Below are 12,099 nucleotides of genomic sequence, written 5' to 3' on the forward strand. Positions count from 1 at the left end.
GGTGCCGGGCAAGAAAAGAGCATCGGCCATCCGGCCGGGCTGGCGGGTGATGGCGTAGCCATCTGGCGGGGCGGGGCAAGTGATGGGCGTAGCCATCTGGCGGGGCTGGGCAGAGGATCGGGCAAGCGGGTGATGGAGGCGTCGGCCGCCATCACCCTTGCCAGGCAGAAGGTGCAGCGCAGCCCCTTCTCCCGCGCCCGGCATGCCGTTTGTGAAACCGGCAGCCTCATATGGAATTAGCCCCCGGTCTTGGGCCGGGGGCTTTTTGTGTGCGCCGAGGGAGCGCCAGGTTGGCAACCTCTAAGCTAAGTGGAAAATCGCCATCTAATACAGCGCAATTGAGAACTTTTACATATCTAAGTGGATATCCGCAACTTAATTTAGGTGAACGTAAGCTATTCTCCTGACGTTGACCAAATTAAGTGGCGATTATCAAACTAGAAAGGTGGAAATCATTATTACGGCAGAAATAGTTGGCGAAAATCGAATTAGTTGGGCGGTGGTCAGCGCAGCGGCCAGCGGCCAGCGGCCAGCGGCCAGCGGCCAGCGGCCAGCGATCAGCGGCCTGCGGCCAGCGGCCTGCGATCAGCGGCCTGCGATCAGCGGCCTGCGGCCTGCGGCACCGGCCTGCGGCGACGGTCAAGCCTTACACCCACTCTCCGTCCTGCGGCACCTTCACCCGCTCCAGCAGCCCCTGCTGTGCCAGATGCTCCTGCAGTAGCTTACGCGTCACCAGACAGTGGTTGATCGCGTCCATGTGTACGGCAGTTACCGCTGCCTCCGGCGCATAGCGGCACACCTCGGCCACATCGGCGGCATCCATCGTAATATGCCCGCCTTCGAGGAAGCGCGCCCCTCCGGCATTCAGCACGACGGCCTCCGGCCGGTACGCCTCCAGCGCTTCCCGCACCTCTTCGCACCAAATCGTATCTCCTGCTATATACAGCACCGGTTCACCTTCCGCCTGGAATATGAAGCCGGATACCTTGCCCATCCGCTCGCCGATCTCGCCTGTGCCGTGCCGGCCGCTGGTCCGCCGCAGCGTTACCCCGCGATAAACCGTTCCCGCCGCTTCATCCACAGCCGTGACCTCGGCAAAGCCCTGCGCGGCAAGCTTCTCCTGATCCCCTTCCTGACACAGCACCGGCAGATCAGGCGGCAAAAGCGCCGCAGCCGCAGCATCCCAGTGATCCTGATGCAGGTGCGTCACCAGCACGGCATCCGGCGCCAGCCAGTCCTCTACCGGTCCAGGCAGCGGAACCAGCGGATTGTTCAGCGGATTGGCCGTATTCACAATGGGCGGGTTAACCCCCTGCCCGCTGAGCATCGGATCGATCAAAAAGGTAACGCCTCCATACTCCACCCAGAGCGTAGCGTGGCGGATCAGTCTGATTTTCATCGTTAACACCTCTTCCTTCGGATTCATCTCTGCTACAATTACAAGTATAGCGGCAATCGGATTAGCCCGGACATAACGCGCTGAAAGAGATGCTCCGGTTCTATTTTCACCGTGAAAGGAAAATGTATATATGACCACCCCGCCCATTGACGAAACCGATTTCCGCATCCTGCAGCTGCTGATCGAGGACTCTACCCGCAGCCACAAAGAGCTTGGCGAGTTGGTCCATCTGACCGGACAGGCCGTAGGAGCCCGCATCCGCCGGATGCGGGAGCTGGACATTATCGAAGGCTACACTGTGCGCTGGAATCCCGGCAAAATCGGCCAGCACATTCACGCCTTCATCACTGTATTTCTCAGCTCCAACACAGCTCACGCCGCCTTCCAGCGCTTTGCCCGCGATCACGCCAGCGTCGCCGAGCTGCACCGGGTCAGCGGTGAAGGCTGCTACTGGATGCGCGTCCGTACCGGCGATCAGGAGGATCTGAACGCTTTTCTCGACGAGCTGCTGCAATTCGGCAATTACCGGGTGAATCTCGGAATGGCCCAACTCAAATAAGCTCGTGAACCGGCACACTGAGCCAACAAAAATACCGCCGTCCAGGGTGCAGACAGCACCATGGCCGGCGGTATTCCGCACAGGCAATAATCAGTTATCCCGGATGACCAATAGCACGCCGGAGAAAATCAGCACCGTACCGGCCCAGAAGGCCAGTCCGATGGCCTCTCCCAGCAGCAGCCAGCCGAGTAAGGCGCCGACCACCGGCTGCACGAAGAAGAACAGTCCTCCGCTCCCCGCGTTCAGCAGCCGGAGTCCGCGGTTCCACAGCAGGAAGCCGCAGGCGGTGGAGATCACCCCCAGGTAGAGCAATCCGCCCCAGATGGAGGGCCGGGTCATCGCCGTCAGATCCAGCTCCGGCAGCCGGCTGAACATCAGCGGCGTCAACAGAACCAGCGCCACCAGTACCGCGTAGGTGGTAACGGTGACCTGTGAATAGCGGGCCGGCACCTTCTTGACCAGCACGGACATCAGCGCCCAGGTCAGCGCCGCAGCCAGCAGCGAGAGGCCGCCCAGCCGGTACGAGGTGTCGAAGCCCCCTTTGCCGACGATCAGCAGGACCCCCGCTGTCGCCAGAATAATCGACAGGGCTTTGCGCAGCGTAATCCGCTCTTTGAGGATCAGCCGCGCGAACACCACCATAAAGGCCGGCGTAGTGGCCGTTATGATCGCCCCCGTCTGCGCGTTCGACAGCATGGTGCCGACCTCCTGGGTGATGATCGATACCGTATTGCCGATCAGCCCGATGAGCAGAATCAGCGGCCAATCTTCCCGCGCCACACGCCAGGATTGCTTCGTTACCACACCCACGGTCAAGAGAGCGGCCAGTGCAATCAGGTAACGCAGCCATACCAGCTCCAGCGGCGGCACCACACCCACAACGACTTTAACTACAACAAACATTCCGCCCCAAATAGCGGCGGCCAATGATAAATATAAGGAACCGAGCAGCCTGCTTCTCATTATTAGTACCCTCCGTTTATTAAGAACATGTTATTCCTGTCCTTAACGGAGCTTGCAGAAATTCCTCCGTTAAGGGAGAATTACTGCAGGTACATCGCTCTCAAAACGCGGTGCAGCCATCATCTGTTACCAGCTCGCTTTCCGTAAAATTTGTTCCATCATACTACAGTAAGAAGACGCCGCAAAGGATTTTTTCCGGTAACAGCGCCTATCCCCATCCGGAGGTAATTATTTATGAATTTTAAAATCGATCCGCCCAAAATCAATGAACGTACCCTGTCCCAGCCCCGGACTCTTCACTCCCTGGCCGACAGAGAGGAAGTAACAAACTGCATCGTCAGCGACTGCCTGATTGAATACCAGGAGGCGACCAGAGTCGCTTGCGACAAGGTGATCTTCCGCAATGTGACTATTGCCGAGTCTGCACTCCCTTCCATTGAACTCACTGATGTCATCTTTGAGAATTGCGACTTGTCCAATGTTAATTTCAGCGAAGCTTTCATCCACCGGACCGAGTTCAGACGCTGCAAAATGCTCGGAACGGACTTCAGCGACGCGCGGCTGCAAAATGTGCGGCTGATTGACTGCCTTGCCGACTTCGCCAATTTCCGGATGGGCAGCTTCAAGCAGGTGGCCTTTGAATCCAGCTCGCTGATCAGCTCGGACTTCTACCGCTGCGGTCTGAACTCGGTGGCCTACAGCAAATGCAACATCGACCAGACGAATCTCGCAGGCTGCAAGCTTAAGGACATTGATCTCAGCGATTGCGATTTCACCGGCTTCCTGGTAGATATCCCGGATCTGCAGGGATGTGTGATCTCTGCGGGGCAGGCGGCCGCTTTTGCCGGATTGCTGGGTCTCGTCATTAAATAGGTCTTGATCGCCGCAGCCGTTAGCCCTTCACGTCACTGATCGCGAACAGCTTCAGCTTGCCTGCGCATTTGCCGCAGCGGTAGCGCTTCGGGTCAGGTTTACGTTTGCGCGGATACTCCATTCCGCAGGCAGTACATACCAGCTTATAGCGATACGGCAGTGTCCGCCGGGCCTTGTTCCCCGGGAGTGTCTGGCAGTAGCGGCTGCCGCCCACCTGGGCGAGCAGCGCTTTAAAGTCAGCGTCGCGGTGCATATACCCCCGTTTGGCTAAATGCAGATGGTAATGGCACAGCTCGTGCTTGATGATTTTCTCCGTCTCCTCACGCCCGAAGATCTCGAGCTGACGCGGGTTGATCTCTATATTATGGCTTTTGACAAAATAGCGTCCGCCCGTTGTACTGAGCCTGCCGTTAAAGCTGGCCTTGTGCCGGAACGGCACGCCGAAGCTGCTGAGCGAGATCTGCTCGATCCACTGCTGCAGCTCATCGTTGCTCATGTTGGTCATGGCGTTCTCTCACAGATCCTCTCCGCAGGAATGGTTACTCTTAGAAGCTTACAAACTCTCTACTTGAATTGTAACTTGCCCATAGGCTAAACTGTCAAGAAGGAAGACAAGTACGGAGGGAGAATGAAAGATGCCGAACATGCGTTACGTAATTCTGCAGCAGGGCCGGGAGCTGCAATTCGTGGAGATGCCGGAGGACTATGCCTATCAGCTTAGTGCGCTGAATCTGCGGCTGAATAAGGAAATCGACAAGCTGACTGCTGCGAATGTGCCGGAGCTGCCGCTGGCCGTGGCCGAATGCGACCGGCTCGAGCTGCTGCGTGAAGGGGATTCGCTCGAATCCGGGCTCGCCTACATTAACCGGCTGGAGCAGGCATTCGCTGCCATTCAGGAAAACCATTATCCGCTGATCGCCTTGTTAACGGAAATCCGTGCGTTGCAGGCACAGCTGGAACAGTGGTACGAAGAGGAAGAAGAGAACGGGCATTAAGCGGATTGTGCAGCTGCCGCTGCACCTTTGGGCGCTCAGCTCCATATGATATGGGTACACAGCAAGCATGCCAGAGGAGGGGTTCCCTTGCCGCAGTGGCTCTGCAGTCAGCTCATGAGAGCGTACTACAATAAAGACCGCCGCCAGATTAAGATGCTCAACGAGTGCTGGTTCTTTTACCGCAATTCCGCCGAAAGCCGCAGTGTTGTCCACCAAAAGGACGGTTAGCACCTACCCACTAAAAAAGCCACAGCTCCCGTTACAGGGGGCCGTGGCTTTGTTGTGATGCCGGACCTTAATCCCGGCACGGTAGCATTAGAACATCGGAAACACATATCTAACCAGGAAGAACAAGATCCCGAAGATAATAACGATATACGCCGCGTACTTGATAAAGGTTGATGCGACAAGGCTGGAATCAGACTTCCGGTGTACCTCCGTCCGTTCCACTTCCACACTTCTGTCCTTTGTGCTCGGTTCCATTGTCAATCTCTCCTCTCAGGCGCTAGGTTGGTATAGCATCCATTAACCCGGGACTTTTGGCGTGAAACAAATGCCGCTTCCTCCTGCTCTCTTAGTCTACAATCACGTTAGTTAAATCCACGGTTCGACGGCCAGGAGCCCTGCAGCTTGCGGACAAGCACAATCTGCCCGGTATGGTAAGCGTCGTGCAGAATCAGGCTCATTACCTCTTCACCGGGCGCATGCCCTGAGCCGCCCCAGTCATAGGCGCCTTCCTCCAGCGCTTCAATCACTTCCCGCAGATCGGCATGTACGGTCTTCAGCTTGGCCACCGCCTGCTCCCATGCCGACTCCCCGCTCTCGGTTACTGTAAATGTAGCATCGTTGTTCTCCAGATCCGGCAGCTTGGGAAGACCCTTCAGCTTGCGCAGCAGCCGCTCCTTGTAATATGTGAGGTGGTTGACGGTCTCCCATATAGAGTTCCCGGCTGCCCCCTGCGGCTTCCAGCCGGCCTGCTCGCTGTTCACCCCGTTCAAAGCATCGCTCAGCGGCGGTGACCAATCCTCGATATCCATCGCATAATCCCAATTTTGCAGCAGCACTTCACTGATCTTGTTTTCCACGTTGCACCTCCGGTTTAGGTAACGGTTTAAACCCCATAATAATGGTTACACTTGCAACTGTAACATAGGCAAAGGCTGGAATCAAGTAACTAGCAAATTAGTTTTTTAACTGTTACAATTAAGCGCAGGATTAACCTGATTATAGTGTTTTGCAATGCTTTGGTAAGGAAAGGAAGGATATAGCGGTGCTCTGGGATGATTTCATCAACACGTACTGGCGGGATTGGCGGACCGGTGACCGCAGCAAGGATAGAGACCGGCTGGAGGATCAGGAGTGGCTGGCGCAATGGCTACAAGACCGCTCCCTGCAGGCGGAAATGCCGCTCAGCGCGTCTGCGCTGGCGCAGCTTAAGACGCTGCGCGGACTGCTGTGGGAGTCCGTGCAGCAGCTGGTGCAAGGGCAGCCGCCGGAAGAGGCGCTGCTGGAGAAGCTGAACAAATACATGCTGGAAGGCCCGGTCATCCGGCAGATCATACGGACGCCCGGGGGCGAAGCGAGCATCGCCCTGCAGCCGCAGCGGTCCGGCTGGGCGCAGGTGATGGCGGAGATTGCGGCCTCTTTTGCCGGAGTATTGGCTGAGAAAGAACCGGCGCGCATCCGCATCTGCGGGAACCCCGACTGCCTGTGGGTCTACTACGACGACACCCGCAACCGCTCCAAGCGGTATTGCGACGACAAGCTGTGCGGCAACCTGATGAAGGTGCGGCGGTTCCGGGCACGGAAGAAGGCCGGGGAGACTGGGGCGGACGAGGAATAATGGAGCTCCGTTAAGCTCTCCATTCTCTCGTTACCTGTATCATCTCCTGGCCCGAAAAATCGGCCTTATAGATGTCCGGCATGGAGGTGGACTCCCAGAAGTCAAAGTCATACCGGGGATTAAAAGCGTTCAGCAGCAGCGTCATCAGGTCGCCATGCGTTCCAATCACCAGGGTTTGCCCGGAATGCCGGTTCAGCAGCTCCCTGATCACTGCAGCGCCTCTCCTCTGCGCTTCCCTGCTGGACTCCCCTCCGGGATAGGAGCAGGAGAAGTCGCGGTACACCGCCTGCTTCGCTCCATAGAAGCTGCTGCCGGTGATGTCCCCGATCATCCGCTCTTTGAGCTCATCGATGAGATGTATCTCCTGTCCCCTCTCCTCCGCCAGCGGCTTGATCGTACGGATTGCACGCTCGTAGGGGCTGGAATAGAAACGGTCAATCGCCCGGTTACGCAAAGTCAGCCGCACCTGCTCCGCATCCTGCTGTCCCTTAGCGGATAACCCCCGTGTGAGTTCCCTCCCCGCAACATAGGGAGATTCGGCATGGCGGATGAAATAGATGATTGTGTTCAAGTGTGGGCTCTCCTTATGTACTCGTTTAAAAATTATCAGCATAACTTTCGAAGCGAAGCATTCCACTCCACTTTTCAAACTTGTCAAACTCAGCTGCAGAGTTTGACTTCGGACATAGTAGTACATTGAATAACCCGTTTGGCATTCCAGCGGGTCACCTTACTTCAAACCACTGTTGGTTTATTGAACTAAAGTTTCCGTTAATTCATCCTTTGTATGCTATTCCGTCAATCATCAAAAGACAATCAGGGTCAAAAAAATCTGTCGTAGAAGTCATCCTAGCAGGGAATTTATCCTTTTCAAAATATTCGCAAAAAACCTGTTCCATTTCAGGTAAGTCCTTAATGTACTTTAGGTATACATTCACCTTAACAACATTATCCAGTGGTATATCAAGTTGATTCAGAGTCTCTTTTAAGTGCGAGAAAGTATTGTGAAGCTGTTCTGTAAAGTTCTGTCCAAACCCCCGATGTAATCCGAGAAACACATAGTCACCAGCTGCAACAGCAGATGAATAACTAAATGGTGTTGAAATTCGATTTATCATATACATGAGCCTCCTATGTATTAAGTTTAAACATATTTTAGAACATACGTTCCCTGATGTAAATATTTTCTTTTATTGGATCTCCACGCTATCCTGCCTGTTAGCTTGATGAATCTCTTTTATCGAGAGTTATATTGATTGATGCACAGTACGAAGAAAAGGCGTCCAGGACTTTAATGCCTAAGTCTTGAGTGCCACTCTTTCCGTTGAACTAATGTTCTCGTTAGATTAACCCGCAATTTTCCCATTCTTAATCATGAGCTTCAAATGGGGAGGCAACTCCTAATCCTTAAGATGCTCATACTTAATTACTTCTACCGTACCCATACGTTTAACGGTTCAAGAAATGGAGCGAACGTAGGCTTTTCATTCAGTTTGTCCTTGTAATAGATGTCTAATTGTTCTTGTATTTCGGACGTTAACAAGGTAAGTATGACCCTATATGGGTCTGCATCCGTTTTAGGGTAAGCTGTTTGAATTGAGGTTAAAAAACAAATTGTGATCAGAGCACATGTCATTACACTGCGTCGCATGGAGATCACCCTTCAGTTTTTATAGTAACTAAATTAGTCTGCCAGTTAGCCGAATAGGCAGCCAATGATCATAACCACAGATGCCAAACTACAAAGTGTAATGTAATGGGTGTCCCTGTAGACATATGGATAGGGGATCATCTGTGTGGGAAAAATCAAATGATAAGCAGCTAAAGCTCATCGGCGATTCAACCTGAAATACATGATAAAATTGTAACAGATTCATTCTTATCATCAACATCATAGATAATATGAGCTTCCGCCAGGAAGCCTAAGGTAATATAGTCCAAAAAGCAGAGTCATTGAGCGTTATGATAGTACCTTTTGTATGCGGATCATATGACAAGGTTTGCTTGGAATATCGATACAATTCTTGGGGTCTTTTAATTAAAAACTTCCTCATGTTACGAAGATTGCTTCTTGCTTCCTCGTCTCAAACTACTTTATATTTAGACATCCGTCACCCCGTTACCAAAAAACGATCACACTCAGTTCTTCTTCAAGGGATGCATAAAGTTCACTGACATTAACCAACTCTAATGATGACTGCCGCTATAAGGTTGGACCATCGCCTCCAGTTAGCTTTAATAAGCTCTCATCGATTTTTATAGGGTTTGATGCATAGACGAGCATACTGGACCGTTGACGCAAACTTTGAAGGAAGGATTACACGGTGAGTTAGTCAAGTTTAATAAACTTATCAAAGCAGTATGAATCTTTGTCATAGCCATTTTGCTCATAGAAAGCATGAGCCCCGGTTCGCTTCATCCCGCTGCATAAAATGATGCTGGATATTCCGCAATCTTTCGCATGATTTTCAATGTATCTTAGCAGTTCAGTGCCTACCTTATGTCGCTGAAAATCATTATGTACAGCAAGTCCGGTTATATGCAGATAATCATTCGCAGACCCTACGGCTAATGCATGGACGCTAGATATAAAACCAACAACATGGTTCTCAATTAACGCAACAAACGTCTTGTAATTGCCTACCTTTCTCATCTGTTCCATCTTAATGTGAAAGCTCTCATACGTAACAGTATGAACGCCAAGTACATTGTTCCATAAGAAAACAACTTCAGTATAATCGTCTTCAATAATTTCTCGTATCTTAATTTCCATACCTGCCTCCATAATTAAATGTCCTAATAAAGAAAGTAATGATAATTAAATAAACAATCCTTCTCGTTAACTTAAAGAAATTTCCCCATCAAGAGCCATAGTAATTGTTGCACATTCCGACGAAGCGATTCCACGCACTTTATAAGGGGTGCGACGGAACTTGTAACGGCAATAGTAGCTGTCCGTCAGATTTCAATCTACGCACTCCGTACGGAGTACGACGTTTTGGATAGTCTGGACAACTACCATTTTAGGCTATTTCAATCCACGCACTACATACGGAGTGCGACTAAATCTGTCCATAGTGATACGATACCGGAGTAATTTCAATCCACGCACTCCATACGGAGTGCGACACAGCGAGTGCATCACACGTAAGATGACCCCGGAGATTTCAATCCACGCAATCCATACGGAGTGCGACGATACCAAAGGTAACCGAGCTTGCCGGACTCGCAATTTCAATCCACGCACTCCATACGGAGTGCGACTTTTGTTGCCTCCTATCGCGCCAGTAGACACTGATTTCAATCCACGCACTCCATACGGAGTGCGACCCGGACATTGCCGGACTACTGCTGGACGGTGATTATTTCAATCCACGCACTCCATACGGAGTGCGACAGACACCAAACCATTCCTGGATACTCGTCTTAAATTTCAATCCACGCACTCCATACGGAGTGCGACGGAAAGATGTACGGTCATTACTTCAAGAAATCTTATTTCAATCCACGCACTCCATACGGAGTGCGACGCAGGTGACCTTCAATTTCCTATATTCGATGCAATTTCAATCCACGCACTCCATACGGAGTGCGACCAATCCACCATTTGTGGGACAATGCGGTAAATAGTGATTTCAATCCACGCACTCCATACGGAGTGCGACCCACAGCGCGGCAGCAATGATGAGTTTTTTTACGATTTAAATCCACGCACTCCATACGGAGTGCGACGGAAGCTCATCAAGCAATTTGCCCTCAATATCAAAATTTCAATCCACGCACTCCATACGGAGTGCGACGAGTCACCCGTACTGCGGTCAGATCCGACGCAAAGATTTCAATCCACGCACTCCATACGGAGTGCGACTGCAGTCTTGTTAACCAAAACACGTTGCAGCAAATTATTTCAATCCACGCACTCCATACGGAGTGCGACTATCAGGATTATGAGTAACTTCCAAAGCTCTGAAATTTCAATCCACGCACTCCATACGGAGTGCGACGCTGTCTTTTATTGCGTTTGTACGACGGGAGAATTTAGATTTCAATCCACGCACTCCATACGGAGTGCGACCCGCCGGGCCAATAAAGATGTGCCCTCTTGTTGTCAATTTCAATCCACGCACTCCATACGGAGTGCGACGAAGGATTTCAGGCTCTGGGACTCAATGCAAATATTTCAATCCACGCACTCCATACGGAGTGCGACAACGAACTGAAGCGGGATATTGGTCCGAATGGTTTATTTCAATCCACGCACTCCATACGGAGTGCGACGATAACTCTATATACGGGATCGGTAGGGTCAGGATTTCAATCCACGCACTCCATACGGAGTGCGACGTTCTCCTTAAGGCGCTGTTCCAGCAGGTCGGGATTTCAATCCACGCACTCCATACGGAGTGCGACTTTTTATCAAAAATTACTCTTCACCACCTCTTCTATTTCAATCCACGCACTCCATACGGAGTGCGACCAGGATCAACGCCGTACAGTTCCCAAACCGCCTATTTCAATCCACGCACTCCATACGGAGTGCGACGCGACGATCATGATAGACCGATCTTCCTGCGGGATTTCAATCCACGCACTCCATACGGAGTGCGACTAGGTGTTACCGATCAGGTAGTTCGATTTGCGGTATTTCAATCCACGCACTCCATACGGAGTGCGACGGATACACAATGCCGCACTGGTAAACTACGGGCTATTTCAATCCACGCACTCCATACGGAGTGCGACGCCGAACACAAGGAATATGAGAAGTGGGTCGAAATTTCAATCCACGCACTCCATACGGAGTGCGACGATTTTGGAAGTCAAACGCACTTTAGGCAGATTATTTCAATCCACGCACTCCATACGGAGTGCGACGATTTTGGAAGTCAAACGCACTTTAGGCAGATTATTTCAATCCACGCACTCCATACGGAGTGCGACTTCATTCAAAACCGTTTCCATTTGACCGTCATTAATTTCAATCCACGCACTCCATACGGAGTGCGACCTAGTGCTGGCCCCATTTTTGTATGGGCGGATGATATTTCAATCCACGCACTCCATACGGAGTGCGACGATAAGTAATTCTGAGGCAACCCGTAGGGCTAGGATTTCAATCCACGCACTCCATACGGAGTGCGACTACCTTGAACGGCAGGATAAGGTTACAGACGTTATTTCAATCCACGCACTCCATACGGAGTGCGACTCTATGCAGATTCTCAAACGATTTGATGGCAAGATTTCAATCCACGCACTCCATACGGAGTGCGACCTGCGGTTACAACATCATAACTAGCAAGATCACGCTATTTCAATCCACGCACTCCATACGGAGTGCGACACATTCGGCAGCCAGATAATTGTACACGTAGCTTTTATTTCAATCCACGCACTCCATACGGAGTGCGACTTTTCTTGCTTATCTGTCTCCATATCAAACGCTATTTCAATCCACGCACTCCAT

Annotated in this window: 13 protein-coding genes and 1 CRISPR repeat array (1 of these 14 cut by a window edge); of the genes, 5 read left to right on the top strand and 8 right to left on the bottom strand. The window is 51.7% G+C overall.

The annotated features are described in order from the left end of the window. Nucleotides 1–646: 646 nt before the first annotated feature. Complete coding sequence (locus F1381_RS01335) at nucleotides 647–1,399, bottom strand: MBL fold metallo-hydrolase (protein WP_151733022.1); 753 nt, start codon at nucleotides 1,397–1,399, stop codon at nucleotides 647–649. 130 nt (nucleotides 1,400–1,529) lie between these two features. On the opposite strand from F1381_RS01335, the gene F1381_RS01340 reads away from it, so the two are divergent. Beyond that, complete coding sequence (locus F1381_RS01340) at nucleotides 1,530–1,958, top strand: Lrp/AsnC family transcriptional regulator (protein WP_151733023.1); 429 nt, start codon at nucleotides 1,530–1,532, stop codon at nucleotides 1,956–1,958. 90 nt (nucleotides 1,959–2,048) lie between these two features. Here F1381_RS01340 and F1381_RS01345 read toward each other — a convergent pair whose 3' ends face one another. Continuing rightward, complete coding sequence (locus tag F1381_RS01345; protein ID WP_151733024.1) at nucleotides 2,049–2,921, bottom strand: DMT family transporter; 873 nt, start codon at nucleotides 2,919–2,921, stop codon at nucleotides 2,049–2,051. Nucleotides 2,922–3,155: 234 nt separating this feature from the next. On the opposite strand from F1381_RS01345, the gene F1381_RS01350 reads away from it, so the two are divergent. Further along, nucleotides 3,156–3,794, top strand: a complete 639-nt coding sequence (locus tag F1381_RS01350; protein WP_151733025.1) for a pentapeptide repeat-containing protein — start codon at nucleotides 3,156–3,158, stop codon at nucleotides 3,792–3,794. A 19-nt stretch (nucleotides 3,795–3,813) separates the two neighbouring features. Here F1381_RS01350 and F1381_RS01355 read toward each other — a convergent pair whose 3' ends face one another. After that, nucleotides 3,814–4,290, bottom strand: coding sequence for a SprT family protein (locus tag F1381_RS01355; RefSeq protein WP_151733309.1), 477 nt, complete (start codon nucleotides 4,288–4,290; stop codon nucleotides 3,814–3,816). 139 nt (nucleotides 4,291–4,429) lie between these two features. Between F1381_RS01355 and F1381_RS01360 the strand changes: the two genes are divergently transcribed. Further along, on the top strand, nucleotides 4,430–4,789 hold the full coding sequence (locus tag F1381_RS01360) for a hydrolase/acyltransferase (RefSeq protein WP_151733026.1): 360 nt from the start codon (nucleotides 4,430–4,432) through the stop codon (nucleotides 4,787–4,789). Nucleotides 4,790–4,876: 87 nt separating this feature from the next. After that, a complete protein-coding gene (gene cmpA, locus F1381_RS01365) occupies nucleotides 4,877–5,017 on the top strand; it encodes a cortex morphogenetic protein CmpA (protein WP_151733027.1) in 141 nt (46 codons plus the stop codon). 87 nt (nucleotides 5,018–5,104) lie between these two features. On the opposite strand, the gene F1381_RS28040 is transcribed toward cmpA, so the two are convergent. Both F1381_RS28040 and F1381_RS01370 read right to left on the bottom strand, forming a co-directional pair. Further along, nucleotides 5,105–5,272 carry a hypothetical protein gene (locus F1381_RS28040; RefSeq protein ID WP_187355133.1) on the bottom strand — a complete coding sequence of 56 codons (168 nt, stop codon included), beginning with the start codon at nucleotides 5,270–5,272 and terminating at the stop codon, nucleotides 5,105–5,107. Between the two features lie 107 nt (nucleotides 5,273–5,379). Continuing rightward, nucleotides 5,380–5,874, bottom strand: a complete 495-nt coding sequence (locus tag F1381_RS01370; protein ID WP_246187863.1) for a DinB family protein — start codon at nucleotides 5,872–5,874, stop codon at nucleotides 5,380–5,382. A gap of 185 nt (nucleotides 5,875–6,059) precedes the next feature. On the opposite strand from F1381_RS01370, the gene F1381_RS01375 reads away from it, so the two are divergent. Beyond that, nucleotides 6,060–6,632, top strand: a complete 573-nt coding sequence (locus F1381_RS01375) for a CGNR zinc finger domain-containing protein (RefSeq protein WP_151733028.1) — start codon at nucleotides 6,060–6,062, stop codon at nucleotides 6,630–6,632. A 10-nt stretch (nucleotides 6,633–6,642) separates the two neighbouring features. On the opposite strand, the gene F1381_RS01380 is transcribed toward F1381_RS01375, so the two are convergent. The 3 genes from F1381_RS01380 to F1381_RS01390 form a co-directional block, all read right to left on the bottom strand. Further along, on the bottom strand, nucleotides 6,643–7,203 hold the full coding sequence (locus F1381_RS01380; RefSeq protein WP_151733029.1) for a histidine phosphatase family protein: 561 nt from the start codon (nucleotides 7,201–7,203) through the stop codon (nucleotides 6,643–6,645). A 205-nt stretch (nucleotides 7,204–7,408) separates the two neighbouring features. Beyond that, entirely contained in the window at nucleotides 7,409–7,750 is a 342-nt protein-coding gene (locus F1381_RS01385; protein ID WP_151733030.1) for a RidA family protein, read from the bottom strand. Nucleotides 7,751–8,961: 1,211 nt separating this feature from the next. Continuing rightward, complete coding sequence (locus F1381_RS01390; RefSeq protein ID WP_151733031.1) at nucleotides 8,962–9,405, bottom strand: GNAT family N-acetyltransferase; 444 nt, start codon at nucleotides 9,403–9,405, stop codon at nucleotides 8,962–8,964. 189 nt (nucleotides 9,406–9,594) lie between these two features. Then, nucleotides 9,595–12,099: a CRISPR direct-repeat array (repeat unit 33 nt; unit sequence ATTTCAATCCACGCACTCCATACGGAGTGCGAC) (it continues 956 nt past the right edge of the window).

Origin of the sequence: Paenibacillus tengchongensis (assembly GCF_008973665.1) — a bacterium.
Classification (GTDB): domain Bacteria; phylum Bacillota; class Bacilli; order Paenibacillales; family Paenibacillaceae; genus Paenibacillus_AQ; species Paenibacillus_AQ tengchongensis.